Source organism: Sphingobacterium sp. UBA3549, from assembly GCF_002376635.1.
GTDB lineage: Bacteria > Bacteroidota > Bacteroidia > Sphingobacteriales > Sphingobacteriaceae > Sphingobacterium.
The window spans coordinates 26,146-51,819 of the sequence record NZ_DFOE01000024.1 but is presented as its reverse complement, the minus strand read 5'-3'; the positions used below and the strand labels follow the sequence as shown (position 1 = coordinate 51,819).

Annotated in this window: 25 protein-coding genes and 1 pseudogene; 12 read left to right on the top strand and 14 right to left on the bottom strand. The window is 34.4% G+C overall.

Features of this window, described 5'->3' with window-relative positions; genetic code table 11:
* Positions 1-48: 48 nt before the first annotated feature.
* Positions 49-1,773 (bottom strand): hypothetical protein, encoded by a 1,725-nt coding sequence (locus tag B2W36_RS12190; protein WP_293887913.1) that lies wholly within the window; start codon positions 1,771-1,773, stop codon positions 49-51.
* A 665-nt stretch (positions 1,774-2,438) separates the two neighbouring features.
* Between B2W36_RS12190 and B2W36_RS12185 the strand changes: the two genes are divergently transcribed.
* The 6 genes from B2W36_RS12185 (at position 2,439) to B2W36_RS12160 (ending at position 15,162) form a co-directional block, all read left to right on the top strand.
* Positions 2,439-3,677, top strand: coding sequence for an exonuclease SbcCD subunit D (locus B2W36_RS12185; protein ID WP_293887912.1), 1,239 nt, complete (start codon positions 2,439-2,441; stop codon positions 3,675-3,677).
* A gap of 1 nt (position 3,678) precedes the next feature.
* The gene (locus B2W36_RS12180; protein ID WP_293887911.1) at positions 3,679-7,413 is read left to right on the top strand and encodes an AAA family ATPase; all 3,735 of its coding nucleotides are present in this window, start codon (positions 3,679-3,681) and stop codon (positions 7,411-7,413) included.
* Positions 7,414-7,430: 17 nt separating this feature from the next.
* On the top strand, positions 7,431-9,506 hold the full coding sequence (locus B2W36_RS12175; protein WP_293887910.1) for an AAA family ATPase: 2,076 nt from the start codon (positions 7,431-7,433) through the stop codon (positions 9,504-9,506).
* A complete protein-coding gene (locus B2W36_RS12170) occupies positions 9,503-11,263 on the top strand; it encodes a UvrD-helicase domain-containing protein (protein WP_293887909.1) in 1,761 nt (586 codons plus the stop codon). Before B2W36_RS12175 ends, B2W36_RS12170 begins: the two co-directional genes overlap by 4 nt.
* 94 nt (positions 11,264-11,357) lie before the next feature.
* Positions 11,358-13,904, top strand: a complete 2,547-nt coding sequence (locus B2W36_RS12165; protein WP_293887908.1) for a DEAD/DEAH box helicase family protein — start codon at positions 11,358-11,360, stop codon at positions 13,902-13,904.
* 235 nt (positions 13,905-14,139) lie between these two features.
* On the top strand, positions 14,140-15,162 hold the full coding sequence (locus B2W36_RS12160; RefSeq protein WP_293887907.1) for an AAA family ATPase: 1,023 nt from the start codon (positions 14,140-14,142) through the stop codon (positions 15,160-15,162).
* 176 nt (positions 15,163-15,338) lie between these two features.
* On the opposite strand, the pseudogene B2W36_RS22710 reads toward B2W36_RS12160, so the two are convergent.
* From B2W36_RS22710 to B2W36_RS12140, 5 genes and pseudogenes are all read right to left on the bottom strand, one after another.
* Positions 15,339-15,498, bottom strand: a pseudogene (locus B2W36_RS22710) (IS256 family transposase); the annotation flags it as partial.
* A 406-nt stretch (positions 15,499-15,904) separates the two neighbouring features.
* Positions 15,905-16,435, bottom strand: a complete 531-nt coding sequence (locus tag B2W36_RS12155) for a DUF6705 family protein (RefSeq protein ID WP_293887906.1) — start codon at positions 16,433-16,435, stop codon at positions 15,905-15,907.
* Positions 16,436-16,595: 160 nt separating this feature from the next.
* Complete coding sequence (locus B2W36_RS12150; protein WP_293887905.1) at positions 16,596-16,781, bottom strand: hypothetical protein; 186 nt, start codon at positions 16,779-16,781, stop codon at positions 16,596-16,598.
* Positions 16,778-17,287 carry a hypothetical protein gene (locus B2W36_RS12145; RefSeq protein ID WP_293887904.1) on the bottom strand — a complete coding sequence of 170 codons (510 nt, stop codon included), beginning with the start codon at positions 17,285-17,287 and terminating at the stop codon, positions 16,778-16,780. Before B2W36_RS12145 ends, B2W36_RS12150 begins: the two co-directional genes overlap by 4 nt.
* A 33-nt stretch (positions 17,288-17,320) precedes the next feature.
* Positions 17,321-17,467: a hypothetical protein gene (locus tag B2W36_RS12140; protein WP_293887903.1), complete on the bottom strand. Its 147-nt coding sequence runs from the start codon at positions 17,465-17,467 to the stop codon at positions 17,321-17,323.
* Between the two features lie 462 nt (positions 17,468-17,929).
* On the opposite strand from B2W36_RS12140, the gene B2W36_RS12135 reads away from it, so the two are divergent.
* Positions 17,930-18,112, top strand: coding sequence for a hypothetical protein (locus tag B2W36_RS12135; protein WP_293887902.1), 183 nt, complete (start codon positions 17,930-17,932; stop codon positions 18,110-18,112).
* A gap of 116 nt (positions 18,113-18,228) precedes the next feature.
* Here the strand turns inward: B2W36_RS12135 and B2W36_RS12130 are convergent, their stop codons facing one another.
* The 7 genes from B2W36_RS12130 to B2W36_RS12105 form a co-directional block, all read right to left on the bottom strand.
* Positions 18,229-19,278 (bottom strand): TlpA family protein disulfide reductase, encoded by a 1,050-nt coding sequence (locus B2W36_RS12130; RefSeq protein ID WP_293887901.1) that lies wholly within the window; start codon positions 19,276-19,278, stop codon positions 18,229-18,231.
* Between the two features lie 560 nt (positions 19,279-19,838).
* Positions 19,839-20,039, bottom strand: coding sequence for a hypothetical protein (locus B2W36_RS12125; protein WP_286776843.1), 201 nt, complete (start codon positions 20,037-20,039; stop codon positions 19,839-19,841).
* 70 nt (positions 20,040-20,109) lie between these two features.
* A complete protein-coding gene (locus tag B2W36_RS12120; protein WP_293887900.1) occupies positions 20,110-20,616 on the bottom strand; it encodes a DUF4304 domain-containing protein in 507 nt (168 codons plus the stop codon).
* A 2-nt stretch (positions 20,617-20,618) separates the two neighbouring features.
* Positions 20,619-20,699: a hypothetical protein gene (locus B2W36_RS22665; RefSeq protein WP_414712089.1), complete on the bottom strand. Its 81-nt coding sequence runs from the start codon at positions 20,697-20,699 to the stop codon at positions 20,619-20,621.
* On the bottom strand, positions 20,687-21,403 hold the full coding sequence (locus B2W36_RS12115) for a hypothetical protein (protein ID WP_293888053.1): 717 nt from the start codon (positions 21,401-21,403) through the stop codon (positions 20,687-20,689). The genes B2W36_RS22665 and B2W36_RS12115 overlap by 13 nt, the downstream gene beginning before the upstream one ends.
* 38 nt (positions 21,404-21,441) lie before the next feature.
* Complete coding sequence (locus B2W36_RS12110) at positions 21,442-22,164, bottom strand: hypothetical protein (protein ID WP_293887899.1); 723 nt, start codon at positions 22,162-22,164, stop codon at positions 21,442-21,444.
* Positions 22,136-22,516, bottom strand: coding sequence for a hypothetical protein (locus tag B2W36_RS12105; protein WP_349678861.1), 381 nt, complete (start codon positions 22,514-22,516; stop codon positions 22,136-22,138). The genes B2W36_RS12110 and B2W36_RS12105 overlap by 29 nt, the downstream gene beginning before the upstream one ends.
* A 452-nt stretch (positions 22,517-22,968) precedes the next feature.
* Between B2W36_RS12105 and B2W36_RS12100 the strand changes: the two genes are divergently transcribed.
* Positions 22,969-23,100: a hypothetical protein gene (locus tag B2W36_RS12100; protein WP_293887897.1), complete on the top strand. Its 132-nt coding sequence runs from the start codon at positions 22,969-22,971 to the stop codon at positions 23,098-23,100.
* 117 nt (positions 23,101-23,217) lie between these two features.
* A complete protein-coding gene (locus tag B2W36_RS12095) occupies positions 23,218-23,547 on the top strand; it encodes a hypothetical protein (RefSeq protein ID WP_293887896.1) in 330 nt (109 codons plus the stop codon).
* Here B2W36_RS12095 and B2W36_RS12090 read toward each other — a convergent pair.
* Positions 23,537-23,890, bottom strand: a complete 354-nt coding sequence (locus B2W36_RS12090) for a hypothetical protein (protein ID WP_293887895.1) — start codon at positions 23,888-23,890, stop codon at positions 23,537-23,539. The two genes, B2W36_RS12095 and B2W36_RS12090, sit on opposite strands and share 11 nt — an antisense overlap.
* Positions 23,891-23,973: 83 nt before the next feature.
* Between B2W36_RS12090 and B2W36_RS12085 the strand changes: the two genes are divergently transcribed.
* The 3 genes from B2W36_RS12085 to B2W36_RS12075 all read left to right on the top strand — a co-directional run bounded on the left by B2W36_RS12085 (position 23,974) and on the right by B2W36_RS12075 (position 25,661).
* Complete coding sequence (locus tag B2W36_RS12085; protein WP_293887894.1) at positions 23,974-24,318, top strand: helix-turn-helix domain-containing protein; 345 nt, start codon at positions 23,974-23,976, stop codon at positions 24,316-24,318.
* 4 nt (positions 24,319-24,322) lie between these two features.
* Entirely contained in the window at positions 24,323-24,847 is a 525-nt protein-coding gene (locus tag B2W36_RS12080; RefSeq protein ID WP_293887893.1) for an O-acetyl-ADP-ribose deacetylase, read from the top strand.
* Between the two features lie 304 nt (positions 24,848-25,151).
* The gene (locus tag B2W36_RS12075) at positions 25,152-25,661 is read left to right on the top strand and encodes an SMI1/KNR4 family protein (RefSeq protein ID WP_293887892.1); all 510 of its coding nucleotides are present in this window, start codon (positions 25,152-25,154) and stop codon (positions 25,659-25,661) included.
* Positions 25,662-25,674 lie beyond the last annotated feature (13 nt).

Here is a 25,674-nt window from a genome sequence, read left to right as displayed (position 1 = left end):
TTTTATTCAAATCCCTCACATTTTAAAAAAGACTTCGATTGATGATACCTATTTCCTACTATATTTCCTAAAAGCTGATATTGTTTGGAAGATACCATATCCCATAAAGATGATACCGAATAATCTGGCTATATCAGTTAAGAAATTTGCATTTTCAGAATATCCATCTAATTGTAACTTGGGATAAGTGGCAATATACCGAACGTACTCTCTAGGCCAGTTTGAATCAAAAAAATCAAATATGTGTAACGAGGCTTGATATGCGACAAAAGATATCATACTCGCAATTAAAGTAAAGGCTACTCCTAACAACCAATTTCTGCCATGCCAATTAGAGACCTCATTTAATAATAGTAACATCCTGTCAGCTTCATTACTTTTAGTCCTACGTAAGTAATTTAGTTCTAAAGCTCGATACTCAACGGATTTATCAGTATCGCCATTGCGCTCAGCTAGCAATCTGAATTGATTGTAAGCAAACTTGGCATTTATGTTAAAGTCTCGTTCGTCAACTAAACAAGGTAGTAGATTAAGGTTCTCTGAGTAATTAGCCAATTTTATAGGATAATGAAACAGCTTCATCCCTAATATATTTGTATTGATGAATTGTATATGTCTAAACGTATTAAGATCAAAAAAATGAAAGTTGATGTTGTCTAGAATGGAATCTTTTGCCGTTAAATAATTCGTATCGCTATTGGCTTTTACAAAGTTTGGTAAAGCAGTCTTTGAATCTATAAAGTTTATCTTACCATGATTAACAAATGTCTCAAATTCTAATGCATTAATTCCGGAACGTTTAATCGTGATATTAGAAAAATTTGTTCCCCAAAAGCTCAAATGTATATTGAAATGTTCAATAAGAATATCGCCCGAATTTTTGTCTCCTATACTCACATAGGTTGGAGTAATATGTATATCTTTGTAGATAGAGGATATTAGAAATGGTTGGTCGAATTTACACTCCTCAATGTAAAGCTTAAGCGGCCTGGGAATGTCTAAGTTTATCTTTTTAAGGGCAGTACAGCTATTTAGATGTATCTCCCCTATTCTATTATCTTCAAAATAGTCTTCATCACCACGTTCTAAATAATTTGTGAATTGACTTATACCGCAGCCATTAAGCTCCAACTTACCAATGGGTGATTCGTATAATCCATTAAATTGAAGATTGTTTATATCATTTAACGTGACGTTGTTCAATACATTGTTATCCCTAATAATGAAGGATAATTGTTTGGTTTCTTTAACCAAGAAATTCTTGAAAATATTGTTTTTCAATTCAACTTCAATATCCCTCTCGAAAACTGATATATTCGTACTTTTAATATTATTATCCTGAAGATATATGTATATTTCCTCTAGATTTTTTGCATACTCCCCTTCCCTATTTATGAGATTAAGTTCTTTTGCATGTAATTCGTAACAATTAAAATGTGTAAATCTACAATATGAGTTTAATGAATTGAAAACCTTAACTGTATTTAAGTAAATTTGCCCAATTTGTGACTCCCTTCCAAAAGACAAAACATTCTCGAACGTCGTATTTCGAATCTCTATAGAAAGTATTTTACAATTTTCTAATCTGAAGTAAAGATTAAATGTACAATTTTTAATAATCAATACATCACATGTTAAATTGTATAATCTCGCTTTTTGGCCAAAGTCAAGATTTTTTATAATAACTGTTTTTCGGTGACTACTATGTAATTCAGAAAGCCTGCTTGGAGCTTCGCTTGATACTATAAAGGGTTCATGAGTTTCTTCTGGCATCTTTAATCTTTTTAGGTTTGCGATATTTTTTTACGATTTTAGCTAGGGAAGCTATATTCAAATTTTCCGCATTCAGTTTTTAAATCGTCATTAGATGGTAAATAATTTGGATGGTTAAAATTACATTCATTTAATACCTTTTCGATAACTTTGTCAGTCCTATCCAGATTATAAAAAGTTGCAACATCCTTAAATTCATTCTTTTAATTATCACTTTTAAACTTTGAAACTTCTATCATTCTATCTTTAAGGGGATACAACATTTTAATTTCTCTCATTTGAATATAGGTTCAATTTTCGAAATTAATTAAAATGCCTGAAACTGTAAAGTCAATCTTCAATGCATTTACAACTTCGATCCTATCTCAACCAAACAGAATTTTGCTGGTTTACTGTTGTTCTAGAATTTATTTAAATATATATAGCCAAATATGGTTTCCCGTAAAAAATTTAAAATTTCACATTGTAATTTTCCCTAGAATAATTGAAAGAACTTTTTCATGTAATTCTTTTATTAAACACTGTAAAAATTATGCTTAAAAAATTTATGTTTTAAATTACAATTATTATATTGTACTCACATATTATTAGACCGTCACACCTTTTTTCCGTCGTGATAAAAACGAGTTCAAAAGGACGATTTATGAACTAGCCATTTATTAACAATGAAAATTCTTCATACAGCAGACTGGCATATTGGCCAATTATTTCACGAATATGATCGCACCTATGAACATCAGCAATTCTTAGATTGGCTGGTCGAAACATTGCATCATGAAAAAATTGATGTACTGCTTATTAGCGGAGACGTGTTTGATATATCAAATCCGTCGGCTCAGTCGATCAGAATGTTTTATTCCTTCTTGAATAAAGCTACTTCTAGAAACCCAGATCTACAAATTATAATCACTGCCGGAAATCATGACTCTGCATCTCGCCTGGAGGCGCCAAAGCCTTTACTCCTGTCTTCAAAAATTCATATTGTTGGATTGGTTGAGAAAGATGCGGAAGGAAAAATAGATTATGAAAAGTTGATTGTACCGATATATGATCAGGCTGGAAGAATCAAGATATACTGCCTTGCTGTACCATTCCTGCGTATGGGAGATTACCCAACTATACCTGACTGCTCTAACCCCTATACAGAGGGTGTAACCGCACTTTATAAAGAGTTATTTGACTATGCGCAAGAAAAAATTAAGGACGATCAAATCATTATATCGATGGGGCATCTACATACGCACCATGCTGAAATAACTGAGCTAGATACAACAGAAAGACCAATTATGGGTGGTGTAGAATGTATTCCGGCTACGACATTTCATGATGATATAAAATATGTTGCTCTTGGACATATTCATAAGGCGCAAAAAATAGGCGGTAAAGAACATGTGCGTTATGCTGGCAGTCCCCTGCCTATGTCCTTTTCAGAAATTAACTACAAGCACCAAGTCATCGCGTTTGATCTCGACGACGAGATGCGTAACCTACGATCGATCGAGATACCATTGTTTGTACCGCTGCTGAGAGTTCCGTTAAAACACCAACCTTTACATGATGTCATTGCTTTGCTTGAACAACTACCTCCTTCTGATCAAGCTAACAAAGCTACAATACCTTATCTGGAAGTTCGTGTATTTTTAGAAGGTCCTGAACCAGCATTGAGGCATAAGGTAGAGGTGACATTGCAGAAGAAGAAAGTGAGACTTGCGAAAATTGATGTGAAGTATCCTGACTCCAAAACTGTGCAACATCAACTCATCGCTTCAGAGCAGTTGCAGGAATTAAAGCCGATTGATGTATTTGGAAGAATATACCGTACGAGATATAACAGTGCCATACCCGAAGAGATCCTACATCTTTTTCAACAAGTAGTGGAAGAAGTCAATCAAACAGCCGAGTAGAATGAAGATATTAGCTATAAGAATTAAAAACCTAGCTTCCCTAGAGGGAGTAACAGAAATTGACTTTACTTCAGAGCCATTATCATCCGCTGGCATATTTGCGATTACGGGAGCTACTGGCGCTGGAAAATCTACGATACTAGATGCCTTGTGCCTTGCTCTTTACGGAAAGACACCTCGGTATCTGCAGGCGAAAGAATCTGGTATCGAAATCAGAGATGTCGAAGGTAGTACGCTCAATCAGGGTGATGTGCGGAGCATCTTGCGCGATGGTACCGCGGATGGCTTTGCTGAGGTTGATTTTGTTGGTATTGATGAACAATATCATCGTGCTACTTGGAGTGTTAGGCGTGCAAGAAATAAAGCGGATGGTAGCATGCAATCTGATGCTGTGACGTTGAAAAATATAACTACGAATATCGATTTTCCAGCGAAAAAAGCTGAAACGTTAAGTGAAATTGCGAGGTTGGTAGGTCTAAATTTCGATCAGTTTACCCGGTCTGTGTTACTCGCTCAAGGCGATTTTACAGCTTTTATGAAGGCTGATAAGGGTGAAAAAGCGTCGCTGCTTGAAAAGTTGACGGGCACTCATATTTATTCGGAAATATCGAAAAAGATCTATGAAAAATATAGAGCTGAAGAAGTGCTGTTGCGAGAGCTTAATATTCGGAAAAACGAAATCATTACGCTCACCGACGATGAACTGAAGGCGCTGTCGGATGAACAGGAAACATTGGAAATCGAGATCAAAAGTCTAGAAAAGGAAATCGAAAAACTTACTACTGAAATCTCTTGGTACGAACAAATCGCTAATTTGCAATCTAACTTTAATCTAGCGTACACAGCATTAAATGTTGCAAAGGAGGTTCAAAGCGCTGCCCTGCCACGCAGACAAAAACTGAAAACTGTTGAGCAAGCACAGCAGACAAAAAGCTGGGCGGATGCATTGAAAAATGCTCAACAGCAGCATGCTGAAAAAACAACAGCCCTCGCACAGATTAAAGCAGCCATCACCGTCCTACAGGAGGAAAAAGAAAAGCTTAAAAATAAGCTGGAGTTGGCCGAAATCAATCTTTCAGAAAAAGACAAAGCGCTAACCGATGCCCTTCCCCTACTGGAGCAAGCTAGAAGACTTGATACGCTGCTGGTGGAGAAAAAACAACAGGTAGAAAAACTTAAAGAAGAAGCTGAAAATTCTGTTGAAGCCAATAATCAACATCAAACCTTACAGAAGGCTAAACAAGAGGAGTTTGCAAACCTTGCTAATCAAATAAAAGATATCACCGACTGGAAAGCAGACAACAAATACCGCAGCCCGATTGCGGAAAATAAAGATCTCATCTTGTCGAAACTAAAGGATGCGCAGCAGTTTTTAGAAATAGCGCAGCAATCGTCCGCTATGTTGACACAAATACAAGATAAATATGATAAAGACGAAACCAAGAGTTCGATGATAGACTCTGATTGGAAGCAAAAGTTAGATCGCCTGGAAATTTTAAAGAAAAGCAATGATTTGCTATCCAAAGAGTTGCAATTAACACCTATCGAAACTTTAGGCTTAGAAAAATCCGAAACAGACAGACAGGTTGAATACACTATAAAAGCACAGGCGCATTGGCAACTGTTTTATGGTGCACTTACGGAATTGGAAGCACTAAACCAAAAACAGGCAAATGATAAGTCTGACCTTCAAACAAAACAGGAATCTTTACAAAACTTAGCCCAGCAGCTGCCGTTGGAAAAGGCACAACGCGATACGGCGCAGCAGCTTTTACAGCAAGCTCGTCTGGCATCGACCGAAAACGTAGAAACATTGCGGGCGGCTTTAGTGGATAACGAGCCTTGCCCTGTTTGCGGAAGCATAAGTCATCCTTATGTGCTTCATAATCCGCAATTGGAAAATGTATTGGTGAAACTGGAAAAATCCTTCGAGGAACATGATCGGAGCTATCACGCGAGCAATAACCTCTATATAGCCCTGGAACAGGAAAGTAAGATGCTGCAGCAAAACATTGAGCGCCAAAGTGAAGAAATTGCAGCAAGGCAAGTAGCATTAGTCTCTAAAAAGCAAATTTGGGAACAATTTGATATTGCCGACGAAAGTAAGGCCATAGTCAGTGCTGAAAAAGCAGCTTGGATTGAAACAAAATTACAGGGTCTTAAAATCAAACAGGGTGATCTGCAAGCGCAAATACAAGCTTACACAGAGAAAAAGCAACAAATAGAAGTTGGCAAAACACAAATAGACCAACTGAAAGAAAAGACGGATAGCCTTGCCAATCAACTCAAAGACATCCAAAACCAACTGGCTGTTTATAAAGAACAGCAAAGCAGCCATACGAGAGATCGTGATAAGGCAACTCGTGATTTAGAGAGTGTTGAACGGCTACTCTCCCCCTATTTCACCGCTCCAGAATGGATGAAAAATTGGAAAGCTTCACCTCTAGCATTCGTTGAGCGTATTGAAACCTTTGCCCGCGATTGGAAAGAAAAAAGCGAAAGGATCGATCAATATAACCGTCAACATACAGCACTCGAAGCCACGATAAGCCAACTGGAACACCAAGCTAAAAGTCTTGCTTCAGATGTTAGCAAAAAAACGGAAACTCATATTGTGGAAAATAAACTGTATCTAGCATTATATCAAGAGCGCAATTCGATATTTGGAGGTCAATCTGCAAGCGAAACGGAGACCAAGCTAAAGCAAGCCATAAACGATGCTCAGCAGCAACTCGATCAACTTAAAATAACCAGAGAACGACTCAATATCAACAGCACCAAAGCCCAAACCCAATACGATGAATTGGCCGCTTCAATAACAGCTTTAAAAGCCGACGCTCAAAATGCATTGGAAAAAATGCAGGGTTGGCTTGACGATTTCAACACAAAGAACAGTCAATCGTTAACCATTGAGGAACTCCATGATTTATTGTCACTGAGCAACGATTGGATGGTTACAGAACGTGGGGAATTACAAACGATAGACGAGGAAGTGACCAAAGCTACCAGTGTTCTTTCAGAACGAAAACATGCTTTAGACACCCACAAAGAAAAAAGTATATCCGACCGAGCAGTTGAGGAACTCATCGATCTCAATGCCGTAGCAAAATCGGCTCTGGAAACTAATAAACACAAAAAAGGGGAAAACAGCTTCCGCCTACAACAAGATGCTGTGCATAAACAGAATATTGGTGACTTGCTGGAACGTATAGCGGCGCAGGAAGCTATCAAAGATAACTGGAGCAAACTGAATGAAATCATCGGTTCGGCCGACGGTAAAAAATTCCGTCAGATTGCCCAAGAATATACGCTCGATGTGTTATTGGGCTATGCCAATATTCATTTGCAAGCACTGACCAACAGGTACAAAATTGAACGGATACCTCTTTCTCTGGCTCTTCAGGTAGTAGATCAGGATATGGGCGATGAAGTGCGTACGGTATACTCTCTTTCGGGCGGCGAATCGTTTCTGGTTTCGCTTGCCTTGGCATTAGGCCTTGCTTCTTTGTCATCTAGCCGCATGAAAGTGGAATCTTTATTTATTGACGAAGGCTTTGGTTCGTTAGACCCCAATACACTTAATATCGCAATGGATGCTCTTGAACGCCTGCACAATCAGGGACGTAAAGTGGGTGTCATCTCTCACGTGCAGGAAATGACCGAGAGGATCCCTGTACAGATTAAAGTGAGTAAGCAGCAGAGCGGGAAGAGTATGGTGGAGGTGATTGGAAATTAATTATAAAAGATATAAAAATGAAAATAAAAAAACTCGAAATAAAAAATTTCAGACTTTTAAAAAGTATCGAACTTACACTTGAAGAAAAATCGACAGTAATTGTTGGAAGAAACAATTCCGGCAAAACTTCTTTAACAGAAATTTTTAGAAGACTTCTGTCTGATAAAACTCCTTCTTTTAGCTTGTATGATTTTAATATATCATCCGTAGAAAAATTTAAGGAAGCATTGATTCTCCATCTAAAAAAAGAAGAGCAGGATGAAATTAGAAAAATACTCCCTACTATAGAAATTAAGTTTACTATTGAATATAATCCTGAAGCTATTGACTTGGGTATACTTGGAGATTTTATCATTGATTTAGATCCAGAATCTACAACAGTAGTAATTATTATAAAATATCAATTACAAGATGGTAAAATAGATACATTTTTCTATGGTATTCCCGACGATAGTCCAGAAAGTATTTCTGAATTTTTAAAAAATCTGAAAGAGCGAATACCACAATTTCATGAAGTAAAAGTTTTTGCACAAGATCCAAATGATGAGACCAATCTAGCATTAATGGAATATTCAAAATTTAGACAGCTTTTAGGCGCTGGATTCATAAATGCCCAACGTGGTCTTGATGATATCACCCATACAGAAAAAGATGTTTTAGGAAAGGTTTTATCTAAATTATTCAAAACGGCAAATGCGACTACTGCTCCGGCCGATATGAAAGAAAAGTCAGAAGCTTTGCAAACCGTTGTCAAAGAAATCCAACAAACCGTAGATACTGAATTTAATGAGAAGCTTGACAAATTACTTCCAGCCTTAAAAATATTTGGTTATCCAGGATTAGCAGATCCTAATTTGAGTACTGAAACAACTCTAGACGTAGCTAATATACTTGACAGCCATACAAAAATAAGATATAGTCAGGGGAACGGATTATTTCTTCCTGAAACTTATAATGGATTAGGATCTCGCAATCTAATTTACATTCTTTTCCAATTATTTGAGTTCTTCAGAGACTGGCAAAGCAGGCCAATAGCAAACGGTCTTTATATAGTTTTTATTGAAGAACCAGAAGCTCATTTGCATCCGCAAATGCAACAGGTATTTATAAAACAACTAAATGAGATAGCATCTGAGTTTTCAAAAACATTAAACAATAATATCCCATGGCCTGTCCAGTTTGTAGTAACTACCCATTCTACTCATATAGCAAATGAAGCTAAATTTGATGCCATACGTTATTTTCTGACTTCTAAAAACGAACAGAGAGAAACCAGAATAAAAGATTTAAGAAATGAATTTGTTAACCCAGAATTACAAAAGGATAAAGAATTTTTACATAAATATCTAACTCTTACAAAGTGTGATTTATATTTTGCAGACAAGGCAATTTTAATTGAAGGGCCTACAGAGCGCATCCTAATGCCTGTTATAATCGAAAAAATAGATTCATTAGCAATCGCAAATACACCTAAACTCAACCCACAATATATATCTGTGATTGAAGTAGGCGGAGCATATATGCATCATTTTTATAAATTTCTTGATTTCCTTGAATTAAGAACGGTTTTAATAACAGATTTGGACTCAGTAAAAGCGACAGTCACAAAAGATAAAAATAATAAAGATCAAACAGTCTATTCTTCTCATCAAGTAGATGGTGCAACCCACAGTAGTAATTCTGGTATCAAGAACTGGTTTAACAAAGAAGCCAAAGGACATATTTCGCTCGCTGACTTAATGGCAAAAACTCCTGAACAAAAAATTAACGGATTTAGGAGAATTGCATATCAAATCCCTGAACCTGGCAAAAATTGTTGTGCAAGGAGTTATGAAGATGCGTTTATGTTAGCCAATATTGAACTATGTACACTATCTGGTGATAATGATATTGAGAAAGCTCTCAATGCATATGAAAATGCTCCCAAAAATGATGAAAAAACAGATTTCGCATTAAAATATGCTTTAGAAGTTAAAGAGTGGAATGTTCCTCATTACCTTATTGAAGGATTACAATGGTTAGCTCAGCATCCTAACACTCCAGCCCCTGAAGTACAAAAAGTAATAGCAACTGTAATAGAAGAAACGAAATGAAACAAGTAGAAGATATGAGTCCTGCTGAAAAGGCTTCGATTGAGTGTATTGAAAAAGTTTTCGCCTCTTTAAATGCTAATAAAAATTTTTTAGTTGAAGCTGGTGCAGGTGCAGGAAAAACCTACACCTTAATTAAAGCTTTAAAGCATCAAATCGAGAATAATAGCGATAGTTTCTTACGCTCCAACAAAAAAATAGCATGTATAACTTATACAAATGTTGCAAAAGAAGAAATACAATCACGTACAGATAACAACCCAATTATTTTCGCTGAAACAATTCATGCTTTTGGATGGCATGTGATTAAAGATTTCCAAAAAGCAATACGTGCGCAAATTCCAAATCTAACCGATCGGTGGAAAGAAAGAATTGAAGAGGTAGGGGGCATAACTCAACAAACAGTAATATACAACTTAGGATACCCAAAAATAACAACAGATGAAATATTTTTACATCATGATGATGTTATAAAGCTTTTGACACATTTACTTAATGACAAAAAATTTCAAAAAATACTTACAAATAAATTTCCTGTAATCTTTATAGATGAATATCAAGATACTAACGTAAATCTTGCTAATGCAATTGTTGAAAATTTTATTGAAAAGGAAGAGGGACCTCTAATTGGTTTTTTTGGAGATCACTGGCAAAAAATTTATGGCAGCAATTCATGTGGTCTAATTACTGCAACAGAAGGTAAGCTTGAAGTTATAGGTAAACAAGCCAATTTCAGATCAGACAAATTGATCGTTAAAGCATTAAATAAAATAAGGCCAGAGTTAGAACAACATGAATCTGATCCTGATTCAACAGGTGAAATTTTAGTATATCATTCCAACAATTATACTGGTGAAAGAAGAACCGGCAACCATTGGAAAGATGATTTACCAGAAGTGACGGCACACGATTATCTATCAAAAACAATTACTAAGATACAAGAAAAAGGTTGGAATATAGCTGCGGACACAACAAAAGTATTAATGCTTACAAATAGTGTATTGGCATCAGAGCAAAATTATCAAAACATATTTCAAGTATTCAGTGATACAGATGATTATTTGAAAAAGAATGATGATTATATTTCATTTTTATCTGATGTAGTTGAACCCGGATCAGTAGCTTTCCATAATAAAAAATACGGCGAAATGCTAAACGCTTTTAATATGAATGCACCTCGTATTAGAAAACATGTTGATAAAGAAGTCTGGCACTCTGATATGACACGACTAATTGAGGCTCGCAGTAATGGAACAATAGGCAATGTAATAGATATTTTAAAAGAAACGAAAAGACCCAGAATATCAAAAAGGATAGAAGAAAAAGAAAAACGTCTTTTTGAAATAAATCAGAAAGCTATAGAACAGCAAACAGAACAAGAAATTGTATTTGGAGAAAAGATTAAAAATATAAGAAGTATTCCATATTCAGAGCTTATTAATGTTTTGCAATATATCGATGATAAGACTTTATTTTCAACAAAACATGGAGTTAAAGGTGCCGAATTTGAAAATGTTCTGGTTGTATTTGGGAGGGGTTGGAACAACTATAACTGGAATCAAATGCTAGAATGGGCAACAAATGGTATACCTAAAGGCAAACAAGATTCCTTCGAAAGAAATCGAAATTTATTTTATGTTGCATGTTCACGGCCAAAAAAACGACTGACTTTATTATTTACCCAAGAGCTATCACCAACTGCAATTACAACATTACAAAATTGGTTCGGAAATGTAGTTGAACCGTTAATTATTCAATAGGTCGTAAAAGACAATTGATCGACTATTAACAAGTATAAGCGTTATGACAATTAAAATAACATGTATTAGTATTTGAACTATTATTAAATAAATTATGAGTATTTTCAAGAATAAGCTTTCTTCCATAAAAAAATCCGAAAAAAAAGTTGACCCTATTGAATTGTATGGTACATGTCCATATAAACCTGGATTTGGGTATTTAAGAGGAATTCAAGAAGAAGTGTTAAATGAATGGCATCAGAATCGAAGAGCACAAAAAGATATTTTATGCAAAATGAATACTGGCTCAGGAAAAACATTAACGGGCCTACTTATGCTATATTCAAAAATGAATGAGACAGGCATGCCTTCCGTTTTTTTATGTCCAGACCGTCAATTAGTTCAACAAACCATAAATTTATCTAAGAATTACGGGGTTCCTACTTGTGATATACAGGGATCTGAACTTCCATTACCATTCTTGAATGGAGAATCTATTTTGGTTACAAGCTTCCACAAAATTTTTAACGGAAAATCAATATTTAAGAGACAAAACATAAGCTTGGGCGCTTTATTAATTGATGATGCACACAAATGTTTGGACATCGCTAGACAACAAACTACTCTTACTTTTTCAAGAGATGGAAATTCAACCGCAGAAAATATATTTAAAATATTCGAAGGAGCAATCAAAGATCAACATCCAGGACTTTTTAGATCTCTTGTAAGTCGCGAACCAAATACTTCTATCAAAATTCCATATTGGTCATTCGATCATTTTAAAGCCTCAATTCAAGATTTGATAGAAGCTGAAAGTAAAATGGAAGAAAGTAAAAATTACTTTGCCTACGAATTTTTCAAATCCTTTCCAGATCTATATGATTGCTATATATCAGGCAATTCCATAGAGTTTGAACCAATTCATGTACCATACGATTTCATTGAATCGTATGATGAAGCAAACCACCGTTTTATACTAAGCGCAACATTTGAAGATGATTATGATTTAATCAAAGATTTAGGCATTTGCCTCGATTCAGTTCTTAATCCAATAGTTCCTAAAAATAGAAATGATATTGGCAAACGGTTAATTCTCGCTCCTCAAAAGTATGATACAAGTTTGTCTTTAAAAGATGCAATGGGATATGTACTCGATACTTTTCGCCATTCAAAAGAAAACACAGTAATTCTAGTACCTAGTTATGATAGAGCTAAACCATGGCTTGATTTAGGAGCAACACTTCTTGAAAAGTCGACTATTGAAAGTGGATTAGCGAAACTAGCAAGTTCTAAAGGTAATCTTTACGTAATCGCTAATAGATACGAGGGGCTAGATCTATATGACGATTTATGTAGGATATTGGTAATTGATGGTTTACCAACGTATAATTCTGTTAAGGAGCTTTATACTGAAAACGTTCTCAAAGATTTACTGAGTAGCAAAAAAGCGCAAATTATTGAACAGGGATTGGGACGAGCGACGAGATCAGGGGCTGATTTCTGCACGGTATTCTTAATTGGTAATGATCTGATTTCTTTCTTAGGTCTTAAAAAGAATTTAAACTTCTTCACAGAAGTTGGAAAGAAACATATTGAATTGGGATTTGAACTGTTAAATATATCAGAAAAGCCCATTTTATTTGAGGATATATACAAAGCAGCGGAAGCGTGTCTAAACCAAGACAAAGATTGGCACGAATTCCATACTGATTTCATGGCATTAAAAAGTGGTTATGCAAAAAACGTATCAAATAAGCTTGTCAATCTAGCTGAAATTGAAAAAAAGGCTATTGCATCATATAAGAGAAGAAATTACAGAGATGCTACAGCTGTAATTTTAAACGAAATTATCAATGACAGAGAAAAGAAATTTAATAACGAACTTAAAGATCATGAAATAGCGTGGTATTATCAATTTGCTGCTCAACTAGAACATTACCATAATAAACTAGAATCAAACAATTTACAAATTATAGCAAGTGAAACTTCATCGAAAATGTTCGTTCCGCAGGTACCTTATAAGTTTAAACAAAGCAAATTAAATAAAAATCAATCAGTAAATGCGTACAATTATATTGCAAAATTCGGCACTTATAATGATTTAGTATTTACGGTAAATGATATATTAAAATCTTTGGTATATTCCCCAGATATCTCATTTAAAAAATTCGAAAAAGCATTGGTAGACATTGGGAGATTTCTAGGTTTTAATTCTAGTAGTCCAGAACACGAGACAGGAAACGGCCCCGATGGATTATGGGTATTGGAAAATGAAACTTACTTCGTCATGGAAGCTAAATCAATGGCTACGCATGATAAAATTACAAGAGATAATATTCATCAATTATTAGGTTCGATAGAATGGTTTAAGAAAAACTATCCCCAAAAAGATTTTTTTGCGATCACGCTTCAGAAGAATAATATATTGGAGAATAATGTTAATATAAGTGAGCAAACTCGCTGTATAAGCGAGGCAAAACTTAATGAATTTAAACATAATATTCAGCAGTATTTATTAGCCTTAAATAGCAGATATGGTTTAGGAGCTTTAAATTATGAAAATATTGATTCTTTGCTCCAACAGTATAAATTAACGACCAACTCAATTATCCAAACTTATCTTCAAGTCCCAAAATATAAGGAGATTGATAAGATTAAGTAGTAAATATCTGACATGTTTTGTTTCGAAAGTTGTTATACATAGTAGAATATAAATCAGAATTCTTTTAAATTATTGCATTTTTCAAAGATTCAAGAACTATTTGTTAATCGAAGGCTCTTATTCGTATTTCGTGAGATAACTATCAAACAATATAACATTGTAACAATATATCAATATTTAATATTTGTTATATTTGCATATATCCAAATGGATAAGCCATTAAAAGTTTAATACAATGAGTCAACAAGATTATATAAAAGACATTGCGCGTTTTGGGTTGGAAAATGACCAGGACAAACTGTTGTCTACGTTGAACGAATTTATTGAACATAACAAGAACACCAAAAAGTTCAATTTTGCTTTGCAGCTTCAATCGCTATTAAAGGATTCTCTACGTAAGCAGAACAATCATTTAATGAAGGTTGGCTCCCCTACTCATTATCAAACGGTACAAGACAGAGAGACTGATGAGTTAATCTTAGAAAAGCTCACTTCAGATTATACACTCAATAATTTGGTACTAACCGAAGATGCTGCAGATAAATTAAATAATTTTTTGGAGGAACATCGTCAAAGTGAGTTATTATCCAAATACAATCTACCGATCTCGAATAAGCTTTTGCTATATGGCCCATCGGGATGTGGTAAAACATTAGCTTCTTATGTCATCGCTGGTGAGCTCAACAAATTGATGATCGTTGTCAACCTTGGAGCTATTGTTTCATCAAAATTGGGTGAAACTAGTAAAAATCTTGCCAAGATATTTCGTAAAGCTGCCCAGGAAGACTGTATTATTTTTATCGATGAATTTGACTCTCTTGGTAAAGTACGTGACTACAGCCAAGATCATGGCGAAATGAAGCGGGTAGTTAATACGATATTGCAGTTATTTGATTATCTGCCTCAAAGTAGTATGGTGATCGCAGCTACCAATCAGAAAGATATGCTTGATGAGGCGCTACTTCGTCGATTTGATCTTTCGATTTCATTAGAGTTACCAGAAAAAGAGCAAATAGAAAAGATGATCAATTTGGTACTCAAGGAAGACCAATTTATTTTCGATAAAGAGGTCTCGAAAACTGCGCTAATAGAAAGTGCTAAAGGCCTCTCCTATTACAGTATTCAGAAGACATTGATCAATGCAATAAAACGAAGCTTGTTTGCTATTAAGTCTGTAAAAAACATCAAGCCAAAAATAGATACTCAGATCTGGAAAGATCTATTAGATCAAGAAAAAAATGCCTTAGCTATTAAATAAGCTAAGGCATTTTTTTACATCAATAATCTCAGAGAATTATACGTCCAAATCTGCTTCTTGATCGAGATCTCCTAACAATTCTACTTCGTTTATAGCAATAAGCTCATCATATAACTTATTAATAATCGGTAATTTTATGAATTTACATTAAGAGGTAGGCTTCTAATTTTGGCCGCGTCCATATGTCTCTCCATTTCAGCTTCTAACGCTACTTCTAAAAACTTCTTCATTAATGGAGCAAAAAGCTACGTTCTACCCATAAAGTGATTCTCCGCTGCATAACTGCTCCAGGGCTTTATCCTTCATGGAATCAAAATCGCTTTCTTTAATACTCATAATTACTATGTCAAAAATAATACTTCTACTTATTATCCTTGACACAGTTTATTTTAAAGTCTCAGCAAAACGCTTTAATAAATTGAACTACACCAAAAAAATCTAAATTACTCGCTCCTATATCGCTAAAGACATTGGTGCGGATGACAACATTGGCTGCAACTGGAAGGCTTATATTGGTCGTGGTATGCCGAATTAATACGTTTACTGCTATTAACTTTCAAGATTTTTACAAATCTTAGGGCTAAGGCAAATATCAACGTTGGTCAACCACTTTAAACGGCTTCTTTAAGCTTAATTTAGATTAAAAAATTGCTTCTTTATAAATTACATAGATAAGCAATTTAATTAGTATTAACCTGTAGTTATCTAAATATCAATCGCTTGCATTGTAAACCTTTTTTTTCTATTTAACTCTTTTCAACTCAATATTATTCGGAACGTGAAGTTTATATTGACCACCTTTCCCATCTATACTTATCATTCCCCCACCTTCCGCTAATATAAGTCTTAAAACTAGTCTATCAGGATTTCCTTTGACATAAGTCAATGTTCCTCGGGCATTAACACGATTTTTAGTTTCCCTAAATCGAAAAGATAATACATTTTCATTATCTATTTTTTTATCAAAAGATCCGGTAGTTATGGTATTCTTACCACCAACATCATAACCATCGATCAACGCACCATTCTTTTTATAAGAATGGTAACCAACTGCGAAATCTAACTTATCACCATTAATTTTGTTAAAATACTCTTCTTTTACTAAAACTATAGTAAACACTCCATGCTGCCCCTCATACTTCCAGGTACCGTAAAATTTATTTAACCCAGCTGGCTTGAGGTGTCTACCTGATTCATTTCTATTATCCTTAGATTGGGAGAAAACAAATCCTGTAATTAAAACCATCATAAATAAAATTGCTGCTTTTTTCATCCTTATCATTTTTATTAAATTTAATATGGATCGGGTATTATAGCTCCATTGGGCACCTTGATAGGATCATAATTCCCATTTGACAAATCCTTTTTAAATAATTGCATTCCATTACCCTGAATACTTTCAAGAAATGATCTTTCATAAGCGCTCACTTCACTCATACCATCAAATTAGGAATCCCCCCAGCAAAGTGGTTATGAATATATCCATCTATTGGATTAGTTATACCCATAGAAACAAAATGTTGTCCATTACCACCCTGCGCATAATTAAACGAACCATCAATTTTAAAAGTATAAGCGACTTCAAAATTTGAACTCGTATGTGTTCTTAAATTAATCATAAAGGTATTCTTTCCGGAATTTTAAGTGGTAAAGAATCTTCTTCACTTTCATATATGATTTTAAGAATTTTTCCTTTATTTAGACACTGTTCTATTTTAGATATTTCTGGTTTCAAATCCGAAATGTCAAATAACTTATATGCTTCCAAGCCATATATTTCTGGCAAATTACCATGATCAATGTGTTCTAAATAATAAATGACTCTACAGATTTGTTCTTTATTGTTTTTAGCAAACTCATACATACTTATATTAAATAGCTTACTAAAGTCCTTTTTTAGGTCATCATTATTCGTATTAAAAAAAGATGCTAAATACATTTTTATTGCTCTTTTATCAGAGTTATCTTTCACCAATTCGTCACTTATTATTATATTAACATCCTTATCAATTTTATTATACTCAATACCAACATTCCCTTCTGCATCTTTTAAGACATACACCTCTTTTTTTTGATTTTGCCATAGCAAAATCAAAACACTACTTATTAAAATCAGGCTTTTCATCTCTTTTAATAAATTTCACAGAATAATATGCTTTTAAATTTCCTGAACCTTTTTCTCGTAGCTATTAGAGCGACCGCCAAAGAAATCGACATAGCTCGCTCCTATATCGCTAAAGACATTGGTGCGGATAACAACATTGGCTGCTATTGGAAGGCTGGAATTGGTACTGGTTACTCTCATGGTTTGATACTTTTCAATAGAGCAAGGTTAATACCCAAGTCGAATATACATTATTTATGCTGAATTAATATGTTTACAGCTATTAACTTTCAAGATGATTATAAATTGATATGGCTAAAGTATGAGTTTGAAAATAGGACTGGTTAGGGGAAACTGTAGGGCTGTTAAAAAAAGCCTACTCGAACTTTGTGCTCCTTCCGCTTTTGAAGTGAGTAAACTATCGCTACTGAAATAACCAATTTTAAATAAGAAATTAAAATTTGATCAATTTTCGCTATTTTACAAAAAAAGCATATGCCAAATATCTACATTATCTCTGGCTGCAACGGAGCAGGAAAAACAACCGCTAGTTACACCGTGTTACCATGGATCTAATACCCGAAATAATTGCTCAAAGTGATAAATTTGAAGAATTCGTTTCAAATAGCGAAATTTGGTCAACACTAAAATCGAAATACCATAATGAACGATAAGGTAAATAGTGAAAATATCAATCTTGCTGAACGAATTCGTTTAGGAGTTCAAAAGGCTTTACGAAAATTGGCAGAAGAAAGTGCTGCAAAGGGTGAAAGTTTGGTGGTAAAAGTTGATGGTAAAATTCAAGAAGTACCTGCAAAGGAACTACTTATGAAGTTACCAAAATAGTTACTTTACAGGCTCTTAGCACACTTAAAGCTTACAAAACTTAATTAGAATTAGACACAGAGCACTTAGAACACCTGTTAGCAAGCTGCCCATCCAGAAAATTGATTAAACTGACATTAGTCTTCCCGAAGTATGGCGTTTATCTTCTGCATATCAATACGTCCTCCATGTTTATAGTACACAATCTTACCATTTCGATCCAGCAGTACTATCCTTGGAATACTGGTAAAACCTAATGAACCACTAAGTACACCTCCTCGATCAAAACTGTGAACCCAGCTCATCTCATTTTCTTTGATACTTTTTAAAAAGCTTACTGAATCACGATCTATTGAAATGCCTACAATCTTCAACAAGTCCTCGGAAAAAGTATTACGTAAAAGTCTTATGTCAGGGATTTGCTCTAGGCAAGGCCCACACCAACTTGCCCAAAAATCCAGTAACACAAAGCTTTCCCGTTGATTCTTAAAAAAAATTGTATCCCCATAAATATCTTTAAAATAAATATCCGGCATTATCTCACCTTCTTTGATAAGTATTGGAGTAATTTTTTGTTCCATATCTTTGACGATCTGTTTACCTTCAACGGTAAGTCTAAACTCGCGAGGAAACGTGCGGTTATAGTAAGCCAATAGATTATTATAGTATTCAGAATCATCTTCGACTAACAGTGTTGGAATGAGTACTTGCTCTTTAAAGTACAAAAAAGAAAAAAAATCGTCTGGGTAAGACGTTAATACCTCCATTGTTTTTGAATTCATTTCTTTAGTTAAATTCCTCAGCACAAACTTGACTGAATCATTCGTGCGAATTTCAGATCCATGTTTGCTATATAAATCAATAAGTTGCAATCGCTCTGTTTTTAGACAGCTTCTTAATTCGCGAAAAATGGGACTTGAAACTGTATCATATATCGGTGTAATATTATCAGTTTGGTCAGAATAAAATGGAAAATCCGCTTTACTTGGATCATAATGTATATTTATGGTAGAAGTTTGCTTGTTAATAAGATAATTATAGTATTTGCCTTTATAAGAAATTAAGATCCTTGGATAAGGTGTATAAGTGAGTCTCTCTAGCTGAATCAAGGTATCTTTCTGACTAGCATCAATAAAATCTTGCACGAGACCATCATCGAAATTTATGTTAAATACCTCTTTATGCATACCTTCAAGGTGGATTTTAAGCTTGACGTTCTTTTGCCCCCATAGAAGTTGACAAGAAATTAGGAGAAATAACAATAAATGAAGTAAACGCATATGTTTTTTTATAATAGTTGGAAAATAGGCGCTAAAAGTATAGCGTCCAATATGGATTACGGATAGCAAATACCTCCTGACAACGAACATATACAGATCTGCAAACCACCAGATAGAGTTGACTTGCTACAGGTTTCTAGTATGCTTAACATTTAAGTAAAGCAATAATTCGCAAATAGTAATAGAACAATCGCTTACAAAGGATTTTTTTATGTGTCTAATTGAGATCATAATTTAAATTGAGTTCAAAACTAAGATATTAATTTAATCATAAACAAATTACTGATAATCTTCAAAAAGCTAATTATCCCCCTATATTTGACGAATCATACCATCATTTCTTCAAAAAAATGAAAATATTCTGTTTAAAATTATCTTTTGTTAAGCAAATTTTAATCAATAAGGGTAGACTACCAAAACAGGTAAGTCTACCATACCAGCGAATACATAATTATTTTCTTCATATTTTAATTTTCTGAGACTGTAACTTTGATTCCATAAGATTTCATTCGCTTTACAAAATCATTTATTAAATTATTATTATTTCCTCGACTACTTTGATAAGCCTTGATAAAAGCCCCCACCTCAGTTTTGAAAGTTGCATTTCGATGAGATTTTCCAGGATTTCCGGATTCAGTATTTGTTGTAAAAGCAATGTTATTTTTCATGTCATTCCCAAACAACATATTCCACGTATGATCAATCGAAAATGAAGTCACCTGATTTGTATTTCGACTTTTATGATTTATTGAAATCGAAAATTGATAAAATTTTAGTTACCCATCTCTTAACATTTTTACGATTGGTCAAGCGGAAATAATTCTTAACTACAAGAGGAATCATATTTAAATTAGGAAAGCTCTGAATATATACCAATAAATCAGATTCGGTATTTACCCTTTCCAAAACTGACAAGACTTTATCTTCAATAAAGACTTTTAATTGACTAATTCTCTCCTGCTCTGACATAGAGCTATCTAAACTTAGTACTCTGTTAATAAGAAGTTGATCATTATAATCTGACGTTCCTAGGCGTTTAAGGACGTGCATTTTAAGATCGTTCATTTCAAGCTTGTTAATAATAAACCCATAATCAATATAATAGGTATCAGAATAATTTGATTGATATACTGAAATTACTTTATTTATTTCAGGCTTTTTTAATATCCAAGTATTTTTATTTCTAACAAACTTGTGTGGTAATAGAAGTTCATCTATCGCCCGCTTAAATTTTATCTTATCCATAATTAATAGAACTCTAAAACCGTATTAAAACTTTCCCCAAAATGCTTTTCAAAAACAGTCTTATATCTTTCTAATTGACTGATTCCTTCGCTAATTTGATTAGGGTTAAAAGGTTTATATTCATAAATTGTTTGGTTGAAAAATCGACATAATCTAACCTAATTCCTTTTATCGAATTATATTCTTTAATTCCTTGTTCCGTCCCGGCTTCTAGGATTCTATAGCCCTTATGTAGAAGGTTCCCTTGTCTCATACTAGATTTAGTATAACTTCCCCCTGAACTGAAGGCAAATTTAAGTATACTCGAAGAATATCTTAATGCATAACGAATTTTAAATATCAATATCAAAGCTAACTTAGCACCATTATAAAGTCCATTTGCTAAAATAAGACCGTCCCCTACACCTGAAGCTAAAATTGCAAAGTTCATCAAATCAATTGCAGGGTCTCGAGCGGCATTAGTGGTTCTGTAATAATCAACTACGTTATAAGGTCTACTACTAAAATATGGATGATCAGATCCAAAGTCTCTAAACGCATTAAAGCCTCTTTCCAACCAATTACTATTGTTGTTTTTACTACGCGTTACTGTTACCTCATTGAGACCAATAACATCATTATTTGAATCAAATTTTTGCCATTGATCTGAAGAAAATTTATTATTATTATTTAGAGTATCTAATCCAAACAGGTCGATGTAGGTCAGAGGGTTGTTTAACACATAAGCATATGATGTATAATCATAGTGCATTTCCGCAATTGGATCCACCACATTCCATCTTCCGATCTCCGCATCATAGAATCTCGCTCCGTAATCCAGTTGATTTATGTTTTCCCTATCAGCTTGAAATATTTAAGGTCACTGTAATCTAACCAACCAAATTCGATATTTTTGCCATTTGATATCTCTACATAATAATATTGTTGAGACATATCACCAAGTGCAAAGTTAAAAACGGTAGCAAGCAATTTTAAACATGTTTTTTTATCAATACGTATCAATTTCATGTTATTGGAATATAAAGGAAAATAACTCAAGTATAACTCTTTTTTATTAACAACTGCTTTATATGCGTGATATTTTTCCTTATCAAAAAACATCTCATACTCTGGTTTAGGCACTGCAGTATTTTTATGTTTGTAGTATTGACCGGCAAGATCTGAATATCTGTAATCATAACTAAATCTGGAGATATTGACTTCCACGTCCAGTGTATTAAGAAACTTAAAATCAAACCCCGACATGAATGCTCCACTAAGTGTTGTTTTAAAAGAATTACTTTCTATTTGTTTATCGCAAATTCCCATTACCATATTCAAGACAGTAATAGAATCCTTCATATCTTTTGGTATAAATTCATAATAGTAGGTTGAAGGAATTATCTCCATCAATCGCAAGATATATCGTCCATTGGAGGACTCATAAAGCCCTGAAAGATCAGTATCAGTACTATTCCGCTGAGCATACCCCTTATAAAAGGAGCAAATAAAAATAACTAGTACTACTAATTTATGTTTGCTAATCAAACTTTTTATAAGATTGTCCATTTCTTAATAATTCTATAATTTTCTTAATTAATGCTGCATTTTGGGTATATAAACTTGCTCCTAGCCTGTCTATTTGGTTTTGTTTTGGAATTTTCCCTCCTGTATTGAAAGGTGAATTAGCTGATGTAAACTGCAGTCTAGATCCAGGAAATATTATGGTAATAATGACATTTCTATCTTCGCCATTATTTGCACTCGCTTTTGGAATTCCTAATTGCTCATTTGCTAAAATTGAATTTTCCCCAAGTTTATTTTTCGGTCCTTTATCCGCTACTAAGGAAAATGTGCTTCCTTTTGTCAAAATATTAAACGAATATGCCACATCCCCAAAATCAACTCCTTCCTTAACCATATTCTTATAAGTATTACCTCCGGGTATTACAGTGAACGATTGATTCTTTGGATCCACATCATCATCCCTATCTGCATTTTTAAATATTCGACGACCGCTCGCATTAGCTCCTCCACCCTTTAAGTTTGTATATGGCTGCTGTTATTGGAAGGCTGGAATTGGTCGTGGTTACTATCATGGAATGCTACTTTTCAATCGGCCTAGGTTAATACCCAAACCTAATATACATTATTTAAGCTGAATTAATAGGTTTATAGATATTAACTTTCAAGATTATTACAAACTGTACGGCTAAGGCATGGTTTTGAAACCATAAATTGCGCATGCGGCAACGCACTTCTTGGGGATGGAATTTGAAACGAAATATAATATGGAAATTCGTTTTTTTATTGCATATTAGCCGCGGAAAATTAGACCATTTGAATTGGTAAAACCTATAAAACAAATTGATTATGGAAAGGCCTTATAGCGGTATTGCAACCCATTACGAAACTCCCACGGGATATTCCATTATCGTCCCGGCAAAGAAGCATTTACCTATTATCATTATTTTTAGTTTATGGCTGGTTGGTTGGATACAATAAATTATTTTTTTTGCCCCGACACTTGAAAACTTTTACGATAGCACTGGAGGTTTAAGCTTCGATGGCATATTTATTATAGTTTGGTTGATCCTGTCCATAGTAGCTGGTTTATTTGTAATGAAAACGTTAATATGGTATTTAATTGGAAAAGAAATCATCACAATAGATGGCGAGCAAATAAATATTGCCAGAAAAAACGATATGCTATTCAGACATAAGGTTTGTGATCTACAGGAAGCGAAGAAATTTCATGTTGAGGAAGAACATTTTGAGTTTATTTTTTGGAACCAGGGGAATAGTTTAGGCATTTTTAGAAACAGAGGCACTATTCGATTTGAATATGGTTTTAAAACCATAAAATTTGCACATGATATGGATCAAGCTGAGGCAAACCACATCTTGGAATCATTACGTTCGTCGGGCTATCTGACCGCTACTAATTTTTGATTAAACTTTTGTAGATATGGACGGTACCTTCGACCGAAAAATCATGTGAGTTCCGATAATGAGCATACAATGTGGTTTGGGGCATTGGAAGATTGCCCCAATAAATAACGGTGGCTTTGCCACTCCTTGCTGCCGCAGACTCTGCCATTGTCTGGCCAGAGGGAGTAGCGCTATAAACCAAAAAAACAAATGTTCTTTTTGTAGCAGATACCTTTTTCGTGAGGGTGCGTTGGCAAAGGCTGATTACAGGCTTGCTGACTGTGGCTATTTGCGGAGCAAAAACATAAAATGAATTATAAGACAAAAACAGCGTTGGCTTTGTGCGGTTGGTTTTTTGTAACATAATGGATTTAGACGAGTAACGCCTTACTTTTTCTGTAAAAAAGTTCTCTTATATTTGTATTTACCCTGTAACAAGGGTAGGATATGAGGGATACATTAAACATTGGAAGCAAAATAAGCACCCTTAGAAAGGAAAAAGCAAGGTCGCAGGGCGACCTTGCTCAAAAGATTGATGCTTCCCGTGAGATTATCGGAAAGTACGAACGCAATGAAAATTTACCGTCTATTGAGATGGTTGCCAAAATGGCTAAAGCCTTTGGCGTAACGGTGGATTCTTTAATAGGCTCTGGTGAGAATGCTTCTTACGATAAAGAAACGGTTGAACGTATCAATGACATACAAAAAATGGATGCAGATACCAAAAGCGTTCCTTTCAAAGTCATTGATACATACATCCAAAATTTTAAAACTAAACAGGCTTTAAGATAAAATAATGATTGAAGTTCTAAAAGGCGACATCACAAAAATAGAAGTGGATGCCATTGTAAACGCTGCGAACACATCTTTACTTGGTGGTGGTGGTGTTGATGGTGCAATTCATAAAGCTGGAGGAAAAGCTATACTTGAAGATTGTCAAAAAATCCGAAGTAAACAAGGCGGTTGTAAAGTCGGTGAAGCTGTTATAACAACAGCTGGAAAACTCCCCGCAAAATTTGTTATTCATACTGTCGGACCTGTTTGGAATAACGGCAAGAGTAATGAAGAAAATTTACTATTGGCCGCATATTCCAATAGCCTTAAACTTGCATTAGACAATGAAGTAACTTCAATTTCTTTTCCCAATATCAGTACTGGTATTTATAAGTTTCCTAAAGAGAATGCTGCTCAAATCGCTATTCAAACTGTGTCTGATTTTTTAACGATAACGAATAAAATAGAAAGGGTAATTTTTGTTTGTTACGATGATGAAAATTACAAAATATATAACGAACTCTTAAACAATGGAGCCCCAAAGTAACTTAAGACTTCATTTATAATAACTCTTTTAGTTTATTTAGAATATATTCTTTCTCTTTAGATTGTTCTGGCTTCAGCAAAATATTTATCAATTCTTGTCCATTTTATTACGGCATCTAGAACGAGATTGTATCAGATGGGAATAGCGGAATTTTGGGAAGATATGACGGCTCAAGATCGTCAAAATATCTATAATACATTTTCATTTTGTAAGCTTCAATTAAAGAAAACTTATCCAACAATGAAAAACCTTTTTTAATATTTAGATGCAAAGTGATACTTTTAAGCGATAAAACTGACTGCAAATGACCGACAATATAGAACAATTTTTTAATGCATATTTGACCAGAGATGTAAGTTCTGTTTACACAGAGGATGTTCCAAAAGAAATGATGGCATCCGAAGTTAACGAAGATGGCTGGTATGAATGGAAACCAATTCCAGGAACAATGACTCCTGCGGATTACAAAAAAGTGGAGATAGAATTTGGAGTTACATTACCTGAAAGCTTTATTGAATGGCATAAGCGCTATTTCTTTGCCGACTGTGATTGTTCAATAGTAAGACTACCTCACTCCTTGCCTTCTCAACCGTTAGCGGAAATAATAGCCAATCTTGACTGGTACATACCTGAACAACTCATCCCACTTGGCCTGATCCCGTTTGCGAGTGAAGGTAATGATACAGGGCCACTGGTATTTGATACGAGAGGCTCCTTCGAAACAAATGATTATCCGATCAGAGTCTACGACCATGAATATGATGGCGAGCTCGACGGACTGAGCGAAATTATCTTTTCGTCATTCAACAATTAGAAAAAGATAATTA

Excerpts from the sequence above, each read along its gene's own strand:
- B2W36_RS12190 (WP_293887913.1), bottom strand. The coding sequence starts at position 1,773 with ATGCCAGAAGAAACTCATGAACCCTTTATAGTATCAAGCGAAGCTCCA.
- B2W36_RS12185 (WP_293887912.1), top strand. The coding sequence starts at position 2,439 with ATGAAAATTCTTCATACAGCAGACTGGCATATTGGCCAATTATTTCAC.
- B2W36_RS12180 (WP_293887911.1), top strand. The coding sequence starts at position 3,679 with ATGAAGATATTAGCTATAAGAATTAAAAACCTAGCTTCCCTAGAGGGA.
- B2W36_RS12175 (WP_293887910.1), top strand. The coding sequence starts at position 7,431 with ATGAAAATAAAAAAACTCGAAATAAAAAATTTCAGACTTTTAAAAAGT.
- B2W36_RS12170 (WP_293887909.1), top strand. The coding sequence starts at position 9,503 with ATGAAACAAGTAGAAGATATGAGTCCTGCTGAAAAGGCTTCGATTGAG.
- B2W36_RS12165 (WP_293887908.1), top strand. The coding sequence starts at position 11,358 with ATGAGTATTTTCAAGAATAAGCTTTCTTCCATAAAAAAATCCGAAAAA.
- B2W36_RS12160 (WP_293887907.1), top strand. The coding sequence starts at position 14,140 with ATGAGTCAACAAGATTATATAAAAGACATTGCGCGTTTTGGGTTGGAA.
- B2W36_RS12155 (WP_293887906.1), bottom strand. The coding sequence starts at position 16,435 with ATGAAAAAAGCAGCAATTTTATTTATGATGGTTTTAATTACAGGATTT.
- B2W36_RS12150 (WP_293887905.1), bottom strand. The coding sequence starts at position 16,781 with ATGATTAATTTAAGAACACATACGAGTTCAAATTTTGAAGTCGCTTAT.
- B2W36_RS12145 (WP_293887904.1), bottom strand. The coding sequence starts at position 17,287 with ATGAAAAGCCTGATTTTAATAAGTAGTGTTTTGATTTTGCTATGGCAA.
- B2W36_RS12140 (WP_293887903.1), bottom strand. The coding sequence starts at position 17,467 with ATGAGAGTAACCAGTACCAATTCCAGCCTTCCAATAGCAGCCAATGTT.
- B2W36_RS12135 (WP_293887902.1), top strand. The coding sequence starts at position 17,930 with ATGAACGATAAGGTAAATAGTGAAAATATCAATCTTGCTGAACGAATT.
- B2W36_RS12130 (WP_293887901.1), bottom strand. The coding sequence starts at position 19,278 with ATGCATAAAGAGGTATTTAACATAAATTTCGATGATGGTCTCGTGCAA.
- B2W36_RS12125 (WP_286776843.1), bottom strand. The coding sequence starts at position 20,039 with ATGAAAAATAACATTGCTTTTACAACAAATACTGAATCCGGAAATCCT.
- B2W36_RS12120 (WP_293887900.1), bottom strand. The coding sequence starts at position 20,616 with ATGGATAAGATAAAATTTAAGCGGGCGATAGATGAACTTCTATTACCA.
- B2W36_RS12110 (WP_293887899.1), bottom strand. The coding sequence starts at position 22,164 with ATGGACAATCTTATAAAAAGTTTGATTAGCAAACATAAATTAGTAGTA.
- B2W36_RS12105 (WP_349678861.1), bottom strand. The coding sequence starts at position 22,516 with ATGGTTAAGGAAGGAGTTGATTTTGGGGATGTGGCATATTCGTTTAAT.
- B2W36_RS12100 (WP_293887897.1), top strand. The coding sequence starts at position 22,969 with ATGGAAAGGCCTTATAGCGGTATTGCAACCCATTACGAAACTCCCACG.
- B2W36_RS12095 (WP_293887896.1), top strand. The coding sequence starts at position 23,218 with ATGAAAACGTTAATATGGTATTTAATTGGAAAAGAAATCATCACAATA.
- B2W36_RS12090 (WP_293887895.1), bottom strand. The coding sequence starts at position 23,890 with ATGTTACAAAAAACCAACCGCACAAAGCCAACGCTGTTTTTGTCTTAT.
- B2W36_RS12085 (WP_293887894.1), top strand. The coding sequence starts at position 23,974 with ATGAGGGATACATTAAACATTGGAAGCAAAATAAGCACCCTTAGAAAG.
- B2W36_RS12080 (WP_293887893.1), top strand. The coding sequence starts at position 24,323 with ATGATTGAAGTTCTAAAAGGCGACATCACAAAAATAGAAGTGGATGCC.
- B2W36_RS12075 (WP_293887892.1), top strand. The coding sequence starts at position 25,152 with ATGACCGACAATATAGAACAATTTTTTAATGCATATTTGACCAGAGAT.